This is a genomic window from Pseudoalteromonas luteoviolacea (genome assembly GCF_021654285.1).
GTDB classification, from domain to species: Bacteria; Pseudomonadota; Gammaproteobacteria; order Enterobacterales; family Alteromonadaceae; genus Pseudoalteromonas; species Pseudoalteromonas luteoviolacea_J.
The window spans coordinates 15,655-34,926 of record NZ_JAKFZS010000043.1; the positions used below are offsets into that span (position 1 = coordinate 15,655).

The 19,272-nt window shown below is 41.2% G+C and carries 21 protein-coding genes; 14 read left to right on the top strand and 7 right to left on the bottom strand.

Annotation, left to right across the window (positions count from 1 at the left end):
- The first annotated feature begins 5 nt into the window (after positions 1-5).
- The 5 genes from L1077_RS25145 to L1077_RS25165 all read left to right on the top strand — a co-directional run bounded on the left by L1077_RS25145 (position 6) and on the right by L1077_RS25165 (position 4,596).
- Entirely contained in the window at positions 6-254 is a 249-nt protein-coding gene (locus tag L1077_RS25145; RefSeq protein ID WP_237139534.1) for a hypothetical protein, read from the top strand.
- A gap of 9 nt (positions 255-263) precedes the next feature.
- A complete protein-coding gene (locus tag L1077_RS25150) occupies positions 264-1,253 on the top strand; it encodes a hypothetical protein (protein ID WP_237139535.1) in 990 nt (329 codons plus the stop codon).
- Entirely contained in the window at positions 1,250-2,833 is a 1,584-nt protein-coding gene (locus L1077_RS25155) for a hypothetical protein (RefSeq protein ID WP_237139536.1), read from the top strand. The genes L1077_RS25150 and L1077_RS25155 overlap by 4 nt, the downstream gene beginning before the upstream one ends.
- Before the next feature lie 170 nt (positions 2,834-3,003).
- On the top strand, positions 3,004-3,207 hold the full coding sequence (locus L1077_RS25160; protein WP_237139537.1) for a transposase: 204 nt from the start codon (positions 3,004-3,006) through the stop codon (positions 3,205-3,207).
- 783 nt (positions 3,208-3,990) lie between these two features.
- Positions 3,991-4,596, top strand: coding sequence for a hypothetical protein (locus L1077_RS25165; RefSeq protein ID WP_237139538.1), 606 nt, complete (start codon positions 3,991-3,993; stop codon positions 4,594-4,596).
- On the opposite strand, the gene L1077_RS25170 is transcribed toward L1077_RS25165, so the two are convergent.
- Complete coding sequence (locus L1077_RS25170; protein ID WP_237139539.1) at positions 4,579-5,475, bottom strand: LysR family transcriptional regulator; 897 nt, start codon at positions 5,473-5,475, stop codon at positions 4,579-4,581. The genes L1077_RS25165 and L1077_RS25170 overlap by 18 nt on opposite strands.
- A gap of 104 nt (positions 5,476-5,579) precedes the next feature.
- On the opposite strand from L1077_RS25170, the gene L1077_RS25175 reads away from it, so the two are divergent.
- From L1077_RS25175 to L1077_RS25185, 3 genes are all read left to right on the top strand, one after another.
- Positions 5,580-6,788: an MFS transporter gene (locus tag L1077_RS25175; RefSeq protein WP_237139540.1), complete on the top strand. Its 1,209-nt coding sequence runs from the start codon at positions 5,580-5,582 to the stop codon at positions 6,786-6,788.
- Positions 6,757-7,293, top strand: coding sequence for a GNAT family N-acetyltransferase (locus tag L1077_RS25180; RefSeq protein ID WP_237139541.1), 537 nt, complete (start codon positions 6,757-6,759; stop codon positions 7,291-7,293). Before L1077_RS25175 ends, L1077_RS25180 begins: the two co-directional genes overlap by 32 nt.
- Positions 7,294-7,427: 134 nt before the next feature.
- The gene (locus L1077_RS25185; RefSeq protein ID WP_237139542.1) at positions 7,428-9,380 is read left to right on the top strand and encodes a methyl-accepting chemotaxis protein; all 1,953 of its coding nucleotides are present in this window, start codon (positions 7,428-7,430) and stop codon (positions 9,378-9,380) included.
- A 2-nt stretch (positions 9,381-9,382) separates the two neighbouring features.
- Here the strand turns inward: L1077_RS25185 and L1077_RS25190 are convergent, their stop codons facing one another.
- The 4 genes from L1077_RS25190 to L1077_RS25205 all read right to left on the bottom strand — a co-directional run bounded on the left by L1077_RS25190 (position 9,383) and on the right by L1077_RS25205 (position 13,879).
- Complete coding sequence (locus tag L1077_RS25190; protein WP_237139543.1) at positions 9,383-10,450, bottom strand: hypothetical protein; 1,068 nt, start codon at positions 10,448-10,450, stop codon at positions 9,383-9,385.
- Between the two features lie 5 nt (positions 10,451-10,455).
- The gene (locus L1077_RS25195) at positions 10,456-11,523 is read right to left on the bottom strand and encodes a hypothetical protein (RefSeq protein WP_239033105.1); all 1,068 of its coding nucleotides are present in this window, start codon (positions 11,521-11,523) and stop codon (positions 10,456-10,458) included.
- Positions 11,524-11,814: 291 nt separating this feature from the next.
- A complete protein-coding gene (locus L1077_RS25200; protein WP_237139545.1) occupies positions 11,815-12,858 on the bottom strand; it encodes a GGDEF domain-containing protein in 1,044 nt (347 codons plus the stop codon).
- Positions 12,859-13,108: 250 nt separating this feature from the next.
- Positions 13,109-13,879: a helix-turn-helix domain-containing protein gene (locus L1077_RS25205; RefSeq protein ID WP_237139546.1), complete on the bottom strand. Its 771-nt coding sequence runs from the start codon at positions 13,877-13,879 to the stop codon at positions 13,109-13,111.
- Positions 13,880-13,993: 114 nt separating this feature from the next.
- Here L1077_RS25205 and L1077_RS25210 point away from each other — a divergent pair, with 114 nt between their 5' ends.
- Genes L1077_RS25210 through yiaA form a run of 3 tightly spaced genes read left to right on the top strand, consistent with a single transcriptional unit; the run spans position 13,994 to position 15,588 of the window.
- Positions 13,994-14,311 (top strand): hypothetical protein, encoded by a 318-nt coding sequence (locus L1077_RS25210; RefSeq protein WP_237139547.1) that lies wholly within the window; start codon positions 13,994-13,996, stop codon positions 14,309-14,311.
- Between the two features lie 9 nt (positions 14,312-14,320).
- Positions 14,321-15,130, top strand: coding sequence for a DUF2145 domain-containing protein (locus tag L1077_RS25215; RefSeq protein WP_237139548.1), 810 nt, complete (start codon positions 14,321-14,323; stop codon positions 15,128-15,130).
- Positions 15,131-15,132: 2 nt separating this feature from the next.
- A complete protein-coding gene (yiaA, locus tag L1077_RS25220) occupies positions 15,133-15,588 on the top strand; it encodes an inner membrane protein YiaA (RefSeq protein WP_237139549.1) in 456 nt (151 codons plus the stop codon).
- 13 nt (positions 15,589-15,601) lie between these two features.
- Here the strand turns inward: yiaA and L1077_RS25225 are convergent, their stop codons facing one another.
- Positions 15,602-16,033, bottom strand: coding sequence for a GNAT family N-acetyltransferase (locus L1077_RS25225; protein WP_237139550.1), 432 nt, complete (start codon positions 16,031-16,033; stop codon positions 15,602-15,604).
- Between the two features lie 286 nt (positions 16,034-16,319).
- Complete coding sequence (locus L1077_RS27665) at positions 16,320-17,306, bottom strand: helix-turn-helix transcriptional regulator (RefSeq protein ID WP_237139551.1); 987 nt, start codon at positions 17,304-17,306, stop codon at positions 16,320-16,322.
- 113 nt (positions 17,307-17,419) lie between these two features.
- Between L1077_RS27665 and L1077_RS25235 the strand changes: the two genes are divergently transcribed.
- The 3 genes from L1077_RS25235 to L1077_RS27705 all read left to right on the top strand — a co-directional run.
- Positions 17,420-18,616 carry a serine hydrolase domain-containing protein gene (locus L1077_RS25235; RefSeq protein WP_237139552.1) on the top strand — a complete coding sequence of 399 codons (1,197 nt, stop codon included), beginning with the start codon at positions 17,420-17,422 and terminating at the stop codon, positions 18,614-18,616.
- A 104-nt stretch (positions 18,617-18,720) separates the two neighbouring features.
- Positions 18,721-18,933 carry an SIMPL domain-containing protein gene (locus L1077_RS27515; RefSeq protein ID WP_275424249.1) on the top strand — a complete coding sequence of 71 codons (213 nt, stop codon included), beginning with the start codon at positions 18,721-18,723 and terminating at the stop codon, positions 18,931-18,933.
- A gap of 101 nt (positions 18,934-19,034) precedes the next feature.
- The coding region (locus L1077_RS27705) for an SIMPL domain-containing protein (RefSeq protein WP_369334840.1) at positions 19,035-19,272 on the top strand (238 nt) is incomplete at its 3' end.

The following is a 19,272-nucleotide window of genomic DNA, read 5'->3' on the forward strand; positions in this document are numbered from 1 at the left end:
TAATTATGTCTGACGCAGCAACGTACCCTACAGGTCTACTTTCTTTTACTTATCATGTGGCAAACACGGAGTCTGTAAAAGCACAGGCACAGTCTGACTTAGATGGTGTAATGACTGACTTTGCATTAACACCAACTCAGCAAGAGCTCATCACTAAAATTTCTAACGAGACGGGCCTTACTGACAGCTTATGGGAACAATATGCCGAAGAGCTAAGAACTGAAATTGATCACGACATCAAGACCGTTTGGTAATGATGGGAGGTGGGTAATTATTTACCCACCAATACTATGCGATATACGACATTACAACTACATACGTGCTTAGATCAGTCATTCTCTTCTCTTATAAACAGAAATCAGCCTGCGCTGGCCCAAAGTCTCATCGAGGTTGTTCCTCAAAATACTAAAGGCATATGCTACGAATACCGCTCGAAAATAAGACACCGCCCTTGCGATATTTTACTGGCTTACAGCTGTGCCCCTGCTGATTTGGAACAACTCGAAAACTATGTTGCGCAGCTTACACACGACCAATATGCAAGTGAAATAATCAAGTTCATAGAGCAAAGAAGGATTAACCCTGAATACAGGCCTATCAATCTAGTTTGGTTTAGCTTTGATTGGAATAGCACGCACTACCCCAGTATCCCGACTTTTTATGTCAGCACACAAAGTGAAAAGTACAACAATAAACAGAAATTATCATCACTGACAACGGATCTCGTCACCCGTCTTGTGCCGAGCCATTTAGCAACAGCACAACGTGTCTTGGGCTGTTTGGATAAGGCAAAACTAAACCACATTGGGTTTACGTTTGCTCGAGAGAAATTGAAAACAAAATTTGTCTTAACCTGTGACACAACATCTGTTTTACCCCTTCTGAGAGACTTAGATTGGGAAGGGGATCATGACAAATTGGTTCAACTGCTCGATTTTGTAAAAGGCATCACCCCAAAAACACAGATTAGCATCTCTTTTAATGACACCTTATCTAGCAAACTTGAAATTGAGCTACCGTGGATCACATCACACGATAACAATTACATCGATAAACCGTTTATCGACTTTGTTTCAGACATATGCCACGCCCAGGATGAATACCAAAGTTTATCTGAGCTACAAACTTGGCTAGATGCAAACAATCATGATTGTATTTTTTATAATAAGTTCTCTTTATTTGAGGATTCTACCGTCAACTTGAAATCCTATTTACATTCAAGTCCATTCCAAAAAAGGAGATTTTTACAATGAGATCAATGTATCTCGCAATGGCGATAGCTTTTGGTGCCCAAGCTACAGATGCAACCTATGCAACGTACCCGGATTGGTTAGCAACAGACAAGTGCAAGGTGACTGATGTGCCATTGCTGCCCAAAGGGATGACACAACTCGAGTACTACCCTCTAGACGCATATAACAAAAATATGTGCGAAGATTTAAAGCCAATATCCTCGTCAAGCAGCGACTATCAAGCAAAAATAGATTACCTCACCAATCGCTACAACTTGTTTTCATGGCTACAGTTCATTGCGCTGAACCGGGAGGTAAATAATCATTACGAGATAACACAGAAAAACTTGGGTCGCTGCGATAAAGACGCCAATTGTGGCAACCCTGTTTGGTTAAATTGGCGAGAAACCGACACAATCTTTCTTGAACAAGGTGTAACGCCTGTCGACTGGCAGTTTAACAACAACGCATCGCTCATCGAGCCACTTAGGTTGGTTGAACAGGTTGCCCCACCGCACATGCCATACAAAGATGCTATTTTAATCGATCAATCCAATAACCCCGTTTACTACCAAAAATTTGTCAGCCCTTACCTATTCGAGTTTATTAAAAAGAAATCATTCTATAACTTGGATGGTCAAATTGACTATGCCAATAAGCGTGCTTGGGCATGTAAAAATGACAACGACATCGACAATGATGCTTGTATCACAGTAAATACCATTGGCTTTTTGGCATGTAAAGATCCGTCTCAAACACAATGTGATAAAATACAAGACCTCACACAATTTGACTGGTCTTCCACTACGCCAGGTATGGCCATTGAAATCAAAGTGGCTTGGAAGGTACTCGAGCCAGATGATGATAAAAGCAAATACATCACCCGATTATTGCCTGTCAGAGAGTATGAGGATTTTGTATCCGGCCAAAGTAGCCCTTACACTGTCACGAATAAATATATGGGCGTTGTTGGGTTTCACATTATTCAAAAAACGGGCAGCTCAAAAAATTGGGTTTATTCAACCTTTTCACATAAGAGTAATATCGATGGGTTATCACCCTCCTTCTATGACAGAAACTGCCCAACTTGCCCTGTGAACAATGCTGATAACGGACAATCGAAAACGCAAGTCACCCGTATTGACGCCATTAGCCCCATCACGAGACAAGTGAATGAACATGTCGTTGAAGCGCTGACGGCTGAAAACTCCGTTTTACAGTTTTATCAATTGATTGGCACCCAGTTCACAACAGACAGAAGTGAACCACTCACCGATAATACCGGCAAAGTAAGCACCTCTAAACAAGTGGAACTAGAGAATTATTCGGGCAATCATCCATACCCTGTTTACTTAACCAATGAGGTGCTGGAAACCTTCTTGCAAATAGGTAATGAACAAGTTGAAGGCCAAAAAAAGCCAATTTATAACAGCTCGTCGTGCATGAATTGTCATGCCAAAGGCGGCATTGCTGTCAAATGTGATACCAGCTTAAAAAAGGCGGTTTTTGGTCTGCGCACATCTGACTTTATGTTTATTTTTGATGATGCGCACTGGAAAAACCAAGATAAATATTGTGCGCCACAAAATACAAAAAACTAAGCGCCCACCAAAGTGTGATTAACCAACTCAGATATGATTTTTCACACTTTAGTCTATTCCCGACTTTGCGAGTAGAATTTCTATCAATATAAGAAGGAAATTTTACGATGCGAAAAATTAACTTCACCGAAACACAGATAGTCGGCATGATCAAAGAAGCTGAATAGGGTGTGCCTATACCGGAAATATGCCGTAAACATGGTGTTGGTCAAAGTACATTTTATAAGTGGCGCTCTAAATATGGTGGGATGGAAGCCTCTGATGTTAAACGTTTAAAAGAGCTCGAAGATGAAAATCGCAAGCTAAAAGACATGTTTGCAACTCTCAGTTTAAAACATTCAATGCTTGAGGAAATCATCTCAAAAAAGCTGTGAAAACAAGCAAACGCAGAGCTAGGGGCGAACACTTAAGAGCACGTAAACAGCCTCACGATGCACTAGGAGATCAAACTCCAATGAGCTATCTGGAGGCAGCATCATTCTACTAATGAGCTGTACTAAAGCTGGGGTAATTACACTTTTTGATAGCCCTACTTAACACCACCTTGCAGAACGGTGAATATTTAATAAAGCAGCTATATTGTCACAACAGTGATAGACTTTACCATTTCAATTCCTAAGCTATCAAAAACAAACTCTAAAGCAGAGTTTAGCTGGTGTAAGCTCACAAAACCCTCACTAGCATATTTGGAGAACATGACTGCGCACTTTGGCCAGGAGTGCGCTTCAAGATCAGAACCACTTGTCTGGTTTCCTTATCACGTATCTCCTCAACTTTCACAAACAGTCACAGACAATTACCACTCAAGAGGCTCAGATTGTAGCTGTAAAAGCAAGAGCGTGTGATATTGATAATCAGTGTTACCCATGGACTAACACGATAGAGCTCGACTTTAATATCTTAAAAAAGCCAAAAATAAAGCAAGTCATTTTATTCACACGGACTTATTTGGCTGCCCTGTTGCAGAGTCGATAATGAAGCGAACTAATAAGTAAATTGATGTACAACGCTCTGCTTTATTAACTTTCACAGGTTGCAGCTATCTGTTATTTCGCGAGCAGCAATCTATATCACACATACTTGTTTATTTTTAATTCACTCCCTTCATACAAAAATTTATGCCAAAATAGCACCAACTTCGCATAAAAGGATTATGTATGAAAACACTACTTGGCATCATTACGACTCTCGGCTTACTCAGTGCTAGCCACTTTACTCACGCAGCTGACACTGGTTTTGCGATATCTGCATTTGGCGGTTACTCAACGAATCATGATTTACAAACAACCAAAGATTTTAAAGTTGATCTTGAGGACAGCAGCCATTTTGGCGTTTCCGCCGATAGAGTAGTCAATAATACGCGCTATGGCTTCTTTTATAGCTTTCACGAAACGGAGTTTGCAGACAATGAAGCTGCGAAGGTCGATATGGAGTACTTGCTATTTCAAAGTGCCATTGAGATCCCAATCTACGATAACTTATCTAGCTATGTGGGTGCCCATATTGGCGTAAACCGTGTTACACCAAATTTTGCTGAGGCCGATGACTTTTTTGCATCAGGTCTATTTACCGGCCTTGATTATAATATTGGCGCAGGGTTTCATGCCTTTACTGAACTAAGATGGATGGCCACGATTGTGAAAAATACATCTCATGTTATCTGCGATGATGATCCGCAAACACAAGACAATTGTATCTGGCACTTCGATGGCGATGTCTTAAACCAATTTCAGTTAAGCGCGGGGCTAAATTACCGTTTTTAATTGAGTAAGGCTCAATTTAAGCTCTTCGATAAATAGCTTAGTTTTGTATGGGGTAAAGCGTGTATTCGGGTAATAAGCCCAAAGCTGCTTTACCTCAGATTTCAAGTTAGGTAATACAGGGATCAAAACACCTTCTGTTAACTCCCGTGCCACATACTGCGGTGAGATAAAAATGAGCCCCATTCCTTGAATAGCGGCTTTCATCAGCGCGTCTAAATGATCAGAGACAAAATTATAATGGCTGAAGTCAAATAAACTGCCATCTTCTAAAATGATCCCGCCTTTCTTTTGGTAATAATTACTTAGCAGCATTTTATGTGAGGCAAGATCTTCAATGGAGTTAATTTGCGCACATTGAGAGAGGTAACTCGGTGCGCCAAATAACGTCATTTGATAATCAGCAAGGCGAACGCCTTTGTGTGCCATGGAGTCAAACTCTTCGTAGTAACTCGTGATAACGAGGTCATGCTCAAGATCTGGCGGTGAGCCAGGTGTCAGTATATTTAAGTGAATAGTTAAATCTTTATACTTTTGCAAAAATGTCTCAATGATTGGCATCAATAAACTACTGCCAATCGCCTGAGTTGCGGCTATTTTTAAAGTGCCCTGAGGCTCCAACTCACTGCCTTGTGCTTGCTCAAGCATATCGTCAAATTGACCAACCCAATTTCTCGCGTACGATAAAAATCGCAACCCATTTTCATTTAAGCTTACTTTGCGGGTTGTGCGTACAAACAAAGTCTGGCCTAACTGTTTTTCTAACCAATCAATACGCTTACTCATTGCAGAAGCCGACACCCCTATCACGTCCGCGGCTTTTGTAAAACTACCCATATCTGACAACACCACAAAACTACGAACAGCGCTTAACCAATCCATATTAATTCCTAGTAAGAAAAAGTCTTTTAATTATTACCTTATTTTTAGGACATTAAAAGCGCGATATAGTACGCATCATTGTAAAACCCTGAAGAGTGCATATCTTGAATCCGTATATTGCATTGGCTGCTTTTTTATTGTCTTGCTCTCAGCTGGCTAGTCAAATATTTATGCCTGTCTTACCTGACATTACGCAAAATTTAGCGCTTACAGAAGGTGCAAGCCAAGCAATCATCATTAGCTTTTTTCTCTCTTTAGGCGCGTCTCAACTCATAGCCGGGCCACTATGTGACAAATATGGCAGTCGACCAATTTTTATCGGTGGGCAGATTATTTTGATAGTCGGCACTTTGCTGTGTGCCGTTGCTGAGAGCCCCAATACATTTTTGATTGGGCGTATATTGCAAGGCATTGGTAGTGCAGCCCCTGTACTTGTTAGCCGCGCAATTTTATATGCCACATTTAACGGCAGTAAACTTAATAGCGCTATGGGCAACTTAGCAATCTCAGCCAGTATTGTGGCAATTATCACCCCATTGTGTGCAGGTACCCTTGCTGAACACTTTTCTTGGCAGGGGATGTCATATGCGCTGATCGCTTATTATGGGTTCGTCATGATCTTTGGTTTAGCGGTATTTCCCAGTGAGCAATCTAGCGCCATGTCACTGCGCCCTTCAGCACTTGTAAAGCAATATCAAGACATTTTTCTCAGCCGTTATTTTACTTCAATGGCGGTGCTTAAATGGGCGCCTACATTTTTATATTTGACCATCCAGCTTTATTTTCCGTTTTTATTGCGTAATCAATTTAGCTTTACCACTGAACAAATTGGTCAAGCCATGACAGTTTGTATGGGCGGCTTACTTGTCGGTTCATCCCTTGCGAAAATAATGCAAAAGCAAATTGGTCATTTAAAAGTCGTCGTCTATTTATGGCCAGCCCTACCATTAAGCGCACTGACATTTTGGTTTTTTCATGACTCAGTTTACGCGGTAACCTTAGCATATGGCGCTATTTTATTCATTTTTGGCGGCTTTTTTCCAATCTACATGTACTATGTTGGCCACTTTCATAAGTCCCGCTCTAGTACAGCCAATGCGCTGGTCGGGGCGACTGAGTTGTTAATTTTTTCTATTATTGCATGGTTAGCAAATCAGTATGTGATCACAGGTCCTGATTCTATCTCAATCATCATTGCTGCAACTTCTGTAATTGTTATCTTTGCAGCAAAAAACTTGGCCAAAGCCAAAAACCCGAACCACAGCATTCAAGGAACGTCCAATGCAATTCGAAACACAAAGACTCAGAATTAGACCATTAAAGAACTCAGACTTGCATGCAGTTTATCAATCCCGCAGAGACCTTGAGACATCAAAGTACATCGGAAAACCGGCCACAATTGAGGATGTACAAAAGCGCATAGAAGAAGCGAGCCAACCTTGGAAAAACATCGATGGTCAAAAGCTTTTATTAGCCATTGAGCATAAAGTTTCTAATGAATTTATTGGCGAGATGCTGTTTAAGTTTACCCATGTGGATCGTCAAATCGGTGAGATTGGTTACCGTCTAAGTCCTACTCAACAAAGAAAAGGCTATGCATATGAAGCTGCTAGTGCTCTCATTTCGCAATTATTTGAACGTTTTACGCTCAATAAAATTACTGCGATTTGCGCCACAGCAAATACTGCTTCTTGGCAACTTATGGAAAAGCTTGGGATGCAAAAAGAAGGACATCTTCGCGAGCATATGCCACTTGATTCAGGGTTTGCTGATAGCTACCTGTATTCAATTTTAAAAAAAGAGCACCTAAGTCGATAACTATAAGGATATTGACGAGCTAAAATATCTCATTAAAAGCAACAAACACCTTCTGAAATTTATATCTAAGCTCGCCTAACCAAGACGTCATTCTGCAACTATACTGTTTAAAAGCATTGATGTAGGAGTGAGTTATGAGAATGCGCCAAAAGCTGATTAGTAGTTTTGTACTGACAGTGATAATACCAATATTAGCAATATCCATTATGAGTATTACGCGCACCAAAGAAGAATCTCTAACTCGATTTACCGCATCCTCTGACAGTGAAATACGTCAGGTAGAAAACACCTTTGTGCTGTTTTTTGACCAAATGAAAAACAACGCTCGATTTTTGGCACAAAGTCAGGCTGTCACCCAAGTAGGAGATGATACGACAACCTATTTCGGTGCTGAAAAAATGATGACACCTGAAACGTCAGGCAGTAATGAAGCTGAGATTTTTGAGCTATTTAAAAGCTTTGGCGTGACGCACCCAGAATTGCTATTTGTTTATTTAGGCACAACGCAAGGCGGTTTTATACAATACCCAGCAGAGCCACTTGGCGGCTACGACCCACGTAAGCGCCCCTGGTACCAAGAAGTCACAAAATCAGCAAGTGACGTGGTCATTACAGATCCTTATCAAGGCGTAACAGGTCAAGCCATGGTCTCCATTGCAACGGCCATTAAGCGTGATAATACCTTGGTTGGCGTTCAGTCTCTGGATGTCACGCTGGCCACTTTGACCGATATTGTCAGTAATATCCAACTCGGAGAAACCGGCTATTTAATGCTACTGGATGGGAGTGGTACTATCTTGGCTGATCCTAAGCAACCTGATAGTAACTTTAAAAATATCGCTGAATTAACCGCCCCCAAATATCAAGCTATTAAAAACGGCCCCAAAGATGCCTTGATTGAAATTGATAATGGTACTCATAAGTTGATGGCCAAGCTCTACCATTCAAACACGCTTAATTGGACTTTTATCGCGTTAATGGATGAAGATGAAATCTTATCCTCTGCCTATACTATGTCTTACAACATTAGCGTTATCGCTATCATTATGCTGGTATTATTTGTTGTCATCGCTATCGTACTTGCCAATAAAATTGTCTACCCCATAGAAATGGTCTCAGAAGGATTAAAAGAAATTGCGCAAGGGGAAGGCAATTTATCAAAAAGACTGCAAGTTATAGGCAATGATGAAATAAGTGAACTCGCAGCCTGGTTTAATCAGTTTTTAAACTCAATCAATGCACTCGTCATTGACATAAAAAGTAATGCCAGCAATTTAAACGACCAAGCCCAACAGTCTCACGGTAGTATCGATGAAATACGGGGTCAATGTCATCATCAAGCCAGCACATCTGAGCAAACCGCTGAACACACCCATTCAATGGAAAACATGGCGATGACCGTCAACGATAACTGCACGCAAGCGCTTAGCGAAATCTCTAATACAGATGCTCATGCCCAACATGGTAATACGTTAATACGAAGCACAGTGCAGCAAGTGGCCACTTTAAATGACTCACTTGGTAGCTCAGCAAAAGCAATGAGTGAACTAGAAGATCAAAGCAATAATATTACCAACATATTGGAAGTTATCAGAACCATTGCTGAACAAACTAACTTGTTGGCACTCAATGCCGCAATCGAAGCTGCTAGAGCTGGTGAGCAAGGACGTGGGTTTGCGGTGGTTGCTGATGAAGTACGTACTCTTGCTCAACGCTCCCATGACGCCACCAAAGACATTGAAAAGGTCTTGACCAAGCTCACTGAGCAAACTCGCTCAGTATCAAGGCATATGACCCTCAGTGTTGAGGAGTCTAAATCGGCTATTGAGCAATCGGAGCAAGCCCATCAAGCTTTTGAAGACATTGCAAACTCAATTTCACGCGTGAAACCAATCATTGCGAATATATCTGAGCAAGCTGAGCAGCAAGGTGCCTATGCCAGTGATAGTCGAACGCAAATAGAAGGGGTTAACCAATCAATCAAACAGGTAAGTCAATCAGCAGACACCTTATATGATGGCGCAAAGCAGCTGGTGATATTTGCCAACAACCTCAATGAGCTTGTTGGCCGATTCAACACAGATTAGCGCTAGTGAAGGTTTTTCTGGTTCGCCATGCCTTCTAAAAACTCTAAGCTTGCGCGCTCTTTGGTTGTTGGACTGTAGGGATCTCTTGATAGCTCAGATAAATCGACGTCTATCAAGGGGATTTCGGTCACTTCACTTTCACCAAACCGAGTCCGCTCACCTGGCACTGAAGACATACGCTCTACAACAAACGTCATGAGCCTTAGGTCTGAACTTTTATCCGGTAGCACCGATTGGTGCGCCTTTAATTGCAGCTCTTGTCGTCCAGACGACAACTTAGACTTGGCAACAAGGTGCGCTAATGGCTGTGCGCCATCATATAAATTTGCTCGAACGCGATAAATGCCCGCGTCCTCAACATCCATCGATAATGTCATTATCAAGTCGCTGCCATTTACTTCTGTATGCTTCAAACCAATCAACTTTGCACTTGGCTGATCGTACTTTGCCTGCGCAACAATTGTAATGGGATCTCCTGCGACATCAGCCACTACTTTCAATTGTAAGTCGCCAGAAAAACTTTCCTTACCTGCGAGCTCAAGCATTGCACCAGCTTCTGACACAGCTAGCGACTTTTCAAGCAAAACCTTTCGCTCATCTACTATGCTCACAATAACTTTGGCGCGCGTTACCGCGTCACCGGTTAAAGTCAGTTTTATAGGTTCAGGGTAAATAAAGCGATATTTGTTTAATGAGAGTGAAATCGTGCCGGACATATCTGAGGTTGGAACCGTCAAAGGGATGAACCGATTTGGCTCTAAACGATCAACATCATTCACAGTTAATGGCTGAGAATAAGGCGCATAACGTAAAGTTTCACGGTAGTTGCTCGCTATCACTTTTGCAGCTTTTTGAGTGCTTGTTAGCTGAAAAGGCGACATATCTACGGCACTCGCAGCCTCCTCAGTTTCTGGCTCAGTCGTCTCATCAGGCGCTTTTTCAACAACCACCTGCTCAGTGGCTTTTTGTGTTTGCACTAGAGCTGGTTGCACAGTGTCATCAGACATAAATACATACAAAATAATAAGTGCCGCAAGGGCACTTATTACAATTACGACCTTTTTGTTCATCGCAATTACTCAGGCATAGCAGCAAATAACAATGCTGACATGCTGTTATTATCTGACTGCCTTACATATCTATACTTCTTCTTCCAAATCCAGAAGCCCTTCTCTTCTTCATACGTTGAGAAAGCCACTTGCTTATTTGGTGCAAGCTGAATAGATGAATTGGCCGTTGTTACTTTGCCTTTTGACTGATTTACGATAACCGAAAAGTGATCATAGTTATCACTCATTAACATTGGGTAGTGATATGGCCAGAAGTTTCTTACGCCATCTTGGCTTTCCAGCTTACCGTCCATCCCAACGCTAACGCTACAGCTGTCAAAAGCACCAGCTTGGTTTGCGCCACAGGCAGAATGCGCTGCGACAACGCTATCGTCGATCCCCGGTAAAAATAGTTTTGTAGCATTAAAATAAAGATCGCCATCGGCTACAATTCTAAGTCTTGGTGTTCGATCACTTGGGAAAGTCGCCAATTGACGTGCATTGTTTACTTTCAAATCATGTAATACACCAAGAGTTTGACCCACTGAACGACCTAGCCACGCTCTAACAGCTGCCTCAATAACCGGATTTGCCAGTCCATTTGCCGCACTGACAGCCAGATCTGCAAGTTCGCTACCGCCACCAGCACCGGCAACATCAAAAGTCGCAACGATGTTAAGTGGTTCAAGACCCGCATTCTCTAACCAGTTTGCTTGGTTATCAATGATATAGCGTGTAACTAAGTCACCCGTTGAGTGCGTTAAAAAGACACAACCTGGCTGACATACACCTTGCTCAGACATGGTCCGTAGTTTAGGCCACAAATAGTCGCTTGCAATTTTACCTTCAATTCGCTCGTATGATGGCCAATCAATACGCTCATCGGCAAGTGCTCCCCAATAGTCTGCCCAGTAAGCTTGACCATCACTTTCTACCTTTGTCGGGTCAATGGCAGATAGCTGCTGCGATTGAAACCCATGTACTAATACCGTTTTATATGCTTTAGCACTTACATTGATGCTTGTTCCCATCAACGTGAGTACAAAACCACTCACTAACATTTGCTTGATTGACTTCACTGACGTACGCTCCATTTTTATTATATTAATAAAGTAAACACACCAACGACTTCGTGTTTAGCTACAAAATAATTGCAAGTAAAAACTCAAAAATCAAATTAATGACGCAATTTAGTTTCAAATATTTAACTTTAAAGATCAAAAAAGGGACGCTTCATCGACCTTTAAGCCATAAATACTAGTGGTTAAAATTGAAACAAACGTGATGTTTAAGTTAAAAATGGATTAAATTATCAAACTGTAAATATATATAGACAGCAGCTCTTATCGAACAAGAACCGCTTAATTGGAAGGTATTGGAAGCAGCTAGCCTGCTACTTCAACTCTGTTTCGTCCATGAGATTTTGCGAGGTATAGAGCCTTATCAGCACATTCAACTAAGCTATGCCAAGACATTTCTTTACCATAAAGCGCAATGCCAAAGCTGGCACTGATATGTTTAAGTACTTCACCGGTTTCTTTATCTTTTATAGACAGCTTTGCAATATCTTCGCGAATACGATTAGAAAAGCCAACGGCTTCGCTGATGCTGGAAAAAGAAATTAAAATACAAAACTCCTCCCCTCCGTAGCGATAAGCTGCACCTTGCCTTTCACTGTGTGACTGAAGCTTTTGTGCAACTTTTCGCAACACATCATCACCACGCTGATGGCCGAACTCATCGTTAAATTGCTTAAAGTGGTCAATATCAATAAAAATAAGGACTTTTTGAAACTGACTTGGATCATCACAAAACTTAATAATGTCGTCGTCGAATTTACCTCGATTTAGCAGTCCTGTGAGCTTATCCGTACTTGCTTTGGTTTGAGCATCGGTCAACGTTTCTTGAAGTTGCTTGATTTCACTATAGGCAACTTCCAGCTTTTTTTGAAAGCACAGCGCATTGTGCTGCATCACTATAGATTCTTGAGTTAACTTAGAGACGTAGCTCAGTACCCCATCATATATCTCAGGACCGGTCCCTACATTTTGCTTTTTTAGCTGATGTAACCCGACATGACATTCAGATAATACGGCCGAAAACTCTTCCGAACAGTGAAGCGTATTACTGATTTCTTGTTCAACGGTATTGAGAGTGCCTTTTACCAGATCAGACATTTCGTGGAAAAGAGCAAGATCCTGCTCACTTAAAAACTCATCGAACAGCGCTTTTGCGTTTTCAGGCGGACACGTTCCATGCTCCATTAAAATTTCATCGAGTTTTTGATTCAGTTCTGGCTCTTTACCTAACACATAGCAGTACCATATCGCATAGTTCATCGGCGATAACGGGATCTGGTACTTAACCATAAAAGGGACAGCTTGCTTGAGACAAGTTGCTGATTGAGCGAAAGAGCTATTTTGTTCCATGTAAGACCCATCAATCCACGGTTCACGTGGTATTTTTATTAATTTTTGTTCTGCTTTGAGAGCCAAGAAATACAATACTAAATAATTAGAAAAAATTAATCAATCATGAATTTAACACTCTAATAACAACGACTAACTATGTAGCAAATGCATACGAATTAAGTCTAATTCAAGGATTAAGAATAATTTATCTAGGTACCCTCCATTGAGGTACCCTTACAAGGTATTTTTTAATTGCATTTTTTTCAACTTAATCACGACCATTTGTTCCTTTATTGGGTTCAATTGATTCCCTCAGCATGTTTTTAAATTGCCCCAGTTGCCAAGGCCGCATAGCGAGCAAAAGGCCAACCCCTCTGCGTTTACTCAACGGCAGTTTAATGTCTTGTTCATTAAGCTGCGCAACTTCTTTGGTGAGTTGCTGCAATCGACGTTTTATGGTCGCGATTGTCGCATCGCTATAGCTACCTCTTAAGTAAAAACGATAACTATCTTCTTGGTTAAATTCACCCTGTAAAAATTTACCTAATACTTGTTGTTCGATGTACGACTCTAATGGCCCGCCTGGGATCCAGCTAAAATCCTGTGCTATCAGCAATTTATATCTGTTATTTGGTAACAACTGAATCATTTTTAAGCGATCTAGATGCGCTAGTAAGCGAATACACTCTAGTGCTTCAATTTGATAGCGCGAAACAATATCTTCGAACTCCCAACCGTCTCTGACACAAACTGCTACTAAGAAAAGCTTTGGATTGTCCATGAGCTCTTGTTCTTGCTGGACGCTCAACTGGCTGATCTGTGATTGCTGAGATTGCGACAGTGAAAACAAATCACACAAAGTAAGCTCTAGCAACTCACAAATACTCTCAAGTTTTTGTAACGAAAATAAGTCATTGGAGAACATTCGCTTTATTGTTGCCTCACTTTGACCAAGATGTGTAGCGACATCCTTATAAGTGAGTTTGCGCTGCTTTAATAGCATTTTTATCGTATTTGAAACGAGTGGGATCTGGCTCATAGTATTAAAATTTGATACTTAAAGTATCTTGTATTAATACACGGTATTATTATGTATACAACTCCGTCCAGTCTGCTAGCTTAAAAGCAACACAACGAAATATGGAGTTTTCAAATGTTAGTTCAAAAGTTATTGCAAACAGCCTTACTGAGCTCAGCAACAATCGCTCTGCTTGTTTCACCCGCAAGTTACGCATCAAAGGACGTATCAAAAGCAAGCGTGTACAGTGCTGCAGGCAGTGTGATCGTGGGGATCACAGTTTCAAATGCCATAGAAGCAGTGCCTGTTGCCATTTCAAATGCTGTAATACAAAATGCCAATGCACTCAGTATCGGTGCGACAGAAACAGCGCCTCAATCAGCAAATCATGAGCCATTAGCGATTAGTAACGACATTGTCGTTGCAGGGCCTCCTCCTTCACACACCCAATAGGGGGAAGACATGAATACGTTAAAATGCATTTCCTATTTAATTCTGCTTATGCAAAGTATGCTTGTCTTAGCAGGGAGTGAGCAATCGTCAGAGCCAAGCTATAACCCAGCTGATATCATTCAGTTTGCTAAAAAAGTTGAACATTATGGTGCTGCGCACCAAGCATATGCATTCATTATCGCAAGGGTAGGACAACCGAGTAAAGATTTGCCAAAGGGCATTGAATTCACCCATGCGGCAATCGCTGTATATTCTAATATCACAATGCAAAATGGTGAAAAAAAGCTCGGATATGCCATACACAACCTTTATCAGAAAACAGATGATCCAGCAGCAAGCCAACTGATTGTTGACTACCCAACTGACTTTTTTTGGTCGGTAAAAGACTTAAAAGCAGGGATAGCCATCCCCACATTGAACGTTCAAAAGCAATTACTTGAAGCAATTAATAATGGCGTGGCTAAGCAAGTTCATAATCCAAAATACTCGCTGATTGCTAACCCATACAACAACAGAAGACAAAATTGTACAGAGCATACCCTTAATGTCATTAACGCTGCGATTTATAAAACCACAGATATGGCGCAGCTAAAAGCAAACACACAAGCCTATTTTCAGGCACAACCTCTATCAGTTAGTCGCTTTAAATTGTTCTTTGGCTCTGTATTTAAAGATGACATTTATAGAAAAGACCACAGCGGGGATGTACAAGTTGCAACTTTTACCAGCATTCGTAACTACCTCGAGCAATACGGATTGCTGGCCCACTCGGCGATATTGACACCGGATACACCAGTACAGAAACGAGGAGAGATTTAATAATGGACAACATAACCCCAACACAAGCACCGAGCAAAGCATTTAATCTTGCTTCTATGACCATATTAGCCACGGGTGTAATCACATACTGTATAGGCTTATTTAACGCCTCTATGCAACTGAATGAAAAAGGTTATTACTTGGTTATTCTCTTATATGGACTGTTTTCAGCGGTTTCATTACAAAAAAGCATTCGAGATAAACAAGACCGTTTAAAGACTTCGGATATTTACCATGCGCTAAGCTTAATATCGACAGGCAGTGCCATTCTCTTCTTGCTGATTGGCTTGTATAACGCAGACTTGTTACTCAGTGAAAAAGGGTTTTACGGACTCGCATATTTAATGAGCCTGTATGCAGCCGTTGCTGTCCAAAAGAATATCAGGGATCAAGCTGCTAGCTTACACTCACAGCCTACTGAAGAACCGCTAGCGTGTGCGCAGCAAGAAGCCGATTAAAAACCAAGTATGATCAGGGCATTAATTTGCAGGTCATCAGTGATTTGCCATCGCGAGTGTCAAAAACGGCAAAGCCATACTTTTGATATAAGGCTATGAGATCAGGCTCGCATTTCAAATTTAATGATGACCAACCACGTTCTGTAGCTTGTTGCTTGGCAAAATTAACCAGCTCTTCTGCTAATCCTTTGCCACGAAAGTGACCATCCACATAAACGCCATCTAACCAACAACGTCCATTCATGAATTTAATCTCGGCAGCACCTGCCAACTGCTCATTAAAATGCACAGTAAACCCAAGTCGCTGATCAGTGCTTGAGAGTTTAGCAATGACGTCTGACACACTGCTATTCACTCGCTTGCTATCCCATTGTTCATAGTACCAAGTTGCTACTTGGTGTAGCTCCTTAGAATCCGCGAACAATAACGTTATCCTTGTACACATTTTATTCTTCTTATTTTTGTAAAGTTGCTAAGCTCGATGTTTATACAGGACTTGCTATCGACAACGCAACAATAACCTGACAGAGTATAAATTTGTAATGGCTGTATTTAGAAAAGACTAACGCGCACCGAAGTGCGCGTTATCATGACATGGTGAAGGGGCGACTCCAAGGATGTGTTACACATCAGAAACCCTTCACATGTATAAACGCAGCTGCCATTTATTTGGATCAAAAAAAATTAATAATATTTCTAAGCGCTCAAATAGCAAACAAACCAAAGCCACATCATGTATTGTTTGAGCTTATCCATGTTTTGTAAGCCTTTGGTGTGCGACCAAACTTTAGCTTAAAGTTTTTCGCAAAATGCCCTGCGTGCTTGTAACCAACCTCTTGAGCAACCTGCATAACGGATAACTCTGTGCGCGCCAATAAACTAGCGGCACGATTAAGGCGAAGCTCTGTCAAATACGCAAATGGCGCTCTGCTAAACACCATTTTAAATTGCTGCTTCAGCTTATAGTCATTCACACCCACGATTTTAGCCAACTCAACAATACTCGGAGGAGACTGCATATTAGTCTCCAAATATTTTGCAGCTTGATAAAGCGCTTTTAAGTCAGTTGCTTTAATGGTAGCCAGACTATTGTGATAGGTTTGGTTGTACTCCAGCAATTCAGTCATCAGCTCCATCATTTTGGCTTGCACTAATAGCTTCATGCTTTTAGCGGGTAATTGGCAATCATAAACTTGATTCAGCATATTTTTTATTGCCGAATTGATTGGTAAACAGATGAAGTTTTTTTCGATTAAAGATGATACAGAATTCGCTGGTTGATATTGTGCTATCAACGATGACATCAGCCCGTGACTCATAGTGAAGCTCATCACCTTATTTTCACCCGCACTATATTCAAATGTACAAGCTGATTGTTCAATAAAAAATAAACACAGATGATCTTTTGGGATCATTACAGTACCTGTGGCAGGAGTTGTAATACTCACTCGTCCTTCTAAAACAAAAAATGCGCCACAGAGTTTAGTGCTATCAGCTGCGAATTTTGTCTGTTGTTTAAAGTTCAGTTCATTGATTTGCAATGCACTATCGTCATTATAATTAAATCCAAAACTCGCTCCTTTACCAAGCTTCTCAGGCAAAGCGATACAATAATCCGAATCTTGTGACCACCTACTCCCACTCTCTAATACTTGTTGTGATTGTAATGCCCATTCGCTTGTTGAAAACACGCTATTCTCTACTTGTTCAGTGTGCACTATTCAAAACTCCATTCAGTGACAAAATAACTCCTTATCGCGCTCTGCTGGCTCTGCGATATAGGCAAAAATGTGCGTTCAATACAACACGCACTTTCAATCACAAGCCATACATGATGAACAATTTTACTTCAGTTAATAACCATGACGATAGCAAGACACCAGAAATTAAAGGTACAGTTTTAAACCGATTTAAGCCCCTCAAGGATGCTTTTGTAGATAACTTTACACAACACCACGAAACTGGTGCGGCGATCTGTGTTTATCACAACGGGCAATTAGTGGTTAACTTATATGGCAATAACGAACACACGTCACCTTGGCAAGCAAATCACAGAGTCAGTGTAATGTCTTGCTCAAAAGCAATGCTGGCTATCTGCATCCACAAATTAGCTGCAAATCGGCAAATCGAATTACATGCCCCTATTTGTCGTTACTGGCCCGAGTTTGCAAAACACAATAAAGCACATATCACCATTGCCTCTGTGCTCAATCACAGCGCGGGATTACCTTGCCACTCTACGGGAAAACCCCATGATATATTTGATTGGCAAGCATCAATTAGCAATCTTGAATCAGCCGATCCTATCTTTCTTGCAGGACAAAAGCTCGTATATCATGCCCTTACATACGGTCATATTTTAGGTGAGGTATTACGCCGCGTTGATGGCCGTGTGCCAAGCACATATTTCGATCAAGAAATAGCACAGCCGTTTGAAATTGATTGCGCATTAAAAAGGCAAGAAAACCATCCGCATCGGGATATAAAATCAAGCCCAGCCTTTTCTCGTTTTGGACTAAAAATAATGTCCCGTTGGTTGCCTTATATTCCTTATTGGAAATACCAGTATTTTAGACCGTGTAGTGAACACTATCACCCAAACTCATCTGCTTGGCATAATAGTGAGATCCCTGCGGTATCTGGCCATGCTTCAGCCTTTGGGCTCGCAAAAATGTATGCGTTCTTAGCAAGTGGCGGGACTTTAACAGGCAAAACACTTCTACCACTGTCACAGGTTAAAACAATGACGCAATTGAGTTTTGCAGGGCAAGAGCTGACAACCCAAAAGCAATGGCGCATGGGCGCTGGTATGATGCTCAACTCCCCGGACTTTTGCCCAATGGGGCCCAACTTAGAGGCATTTGGTCATATGGGTATGGGTGGTTCCATTGGGTTTGCCGACCCCAAATCACAACTTGCTTTTGCTTATGTGACTGAATCTTTTCATACCCCAAATAAATACGACAAAAGCCTCTGCGGTAAACGGCAGCAGAACTTAATCAAAGGATTATATAAATCATTGTTATAAGGGCTTACTAGTTAAGGGAGGTAACTACAAAAGTAGATTAATATCATTACCTTTGCTTTTAAAGCATGCTAATTTGATATCAAAATAATAATAATGGAACCACTATGAAAGCCATTTATTTTACACTTACCTCCCTTTGCGCCATGTCCGTGTATGCCAATTCGCCACTGCCCAACAATAGACATGTAAGTATACAAGGCAGTGCAACAGTTGAAGCAAAGCCCGACCTTGCTGATATTTCTTTTGAAGTTGAGGTCATGAAAAGTACTGCTTTGGCGGCAAAGCAAGCGCTAGATAAACGGGTCAATGCTTTATAAGAAGGATTGGGGACATTTGGTATTAAAGATGAACATGTCTCGGCGTCTAGATTATTAACTGAACCTAATATTATTTATGATGATGAGGACAACCCAGTAGAATCAGGTTATATCGCCACTCACTCACTGTCACGCTAACAGACATAACCAAGCTCAATAATTTTCTCAATTTCGCCCTGAGTGTAAAAATCGACACAATAGACGACATCAAATTTAGATCATCAAAATCATCTCAATTCCGGCAAGAAGCGACCATGCAAGCTGTTCGCAACGCAAAGGATAAAGCCAATATATATGCCGAAGCTTTTGGCGCGAAACTCGGTCAAATCTACTGTATCG

What these genes read in the sequence shown, in the direction of transcription:
- L1077_RS25145 (WP_237139534.1), top strand. Translation starts at nt 6, where the DNA reads ATGTCTGACGCAGCAACGTACCCTACAGGTCTACTTTCTTTTACTTAT.
- L1077_RS25155 (WP_237139536.1), top strand. Translation starts at nt 1,250, where the DNA reads ATGAGATCAATGTATCTCGCAATGGCGATAGCTTTTGGTGCCCAAGCT.
- L1077_RS25165 (WP_237139538.1), top strand. Translation starts at nt 3,991, where the DNA reads ATGAAAACACTACTTGGCATCATTACGACTCTCGGCTTACTCAGTGCT.
- L1077_RS25170 (WP_237139539.1), bottom strand. Translation starts at nt 5,475, where the DNA reads ATGGATTGGTTAAGCGCTGTTCGTAGTTTTGTGGTGTTGTCAGATATG.
- L1077_RS25180 (WP_237139541.1), top strand. Translation starts at nt 6,757, where the DNA reads ATGCAATTCGAAACACAAAGACTCAGAATTAGACCATTAAAGAACTCA.
- L1077_RS25185 (WP_237139542.1), top strand. Translation starts at nt 7,428, where the DNA reads ATGAGAATGCGCCAAAAGCTGATTAGTAGTTTTGTACTGACAGTGATA.
- L1077_RS25190 (WP_237139543.1), bottom strand. Translation starts at nt 10,450, where the DNA reads ATGAACAAAAAGGTCGTAATTGTAATAAGTGCCCTTGCGGCACTTATT.
- L1077_RS25195 (WP_239033105.1), bottom strand. Translation starts at nt 11,523, where the DNA reads ATGGAGCGTACGTCAGTGAAGTCAATCAAGCAAATGTTAGTGAGTGGT.
- L1077_RS25200 (WP_237139545.1), bottom strand. Translation starts at nt 12,858, where the DNA reads ATGGAACAAAATAGCTCTTTCGCTCAATCAGCAACTTGTCTCAAGCAA.
- L1077_RS25205 (WP_237139546.1), bottom strand. Translation starts at nt 13,879, where the DNA reads ATGAGCCAGATCCCACTCGTTTCAAATACGATAAAAATGCTATTAAAG.
- L1077_RS25210 (WP_237139547.1), top strand. Translation starts at nt 13,994, where the DNA reads ATGTTAGTTCAAAAGTTATTGCAAACAGCCTTACTGAGCTCAGCAACA.
- L1077_RS25215 (WP_237139548.1), top strand. Translation starts at nt 14,321, where the DNA reads ATGAATACGTTAAAATGCATTTCCTATTTAATTCTGCTTATGCAAAGT.
- yiaA (WP_237139549.1), top strand. Translation starts at nt 15,133, where the DNA reads ATGGACAACATAACCCCAACACAAGCACCGAGCAAAGCATTTAATCTT.
- L1077_RS25225 (WP_237139550.1), bottom strand. Translation starts at nt 16,033, where the DNA reads ATGTGTACAAGGATAACGTTATTGTTCGCGGATTCTAAGGAGCTACAC.
- L1077_RS25235 (WP_237139552.1), top strand. Translation starts at nt 17,420, where the DNA reads ATGATGAACAATTTTACTTCAGTTAATAACCATGACGATAGCAAGACA.
- L1077_RS27515 (WP_275424249.1), top strand. Translation starts at nt 18,721, where the DNA reads ATGAAAGCCATTTATTTTACACTTACCTCCCTTTGCGCCATGTCCGTG.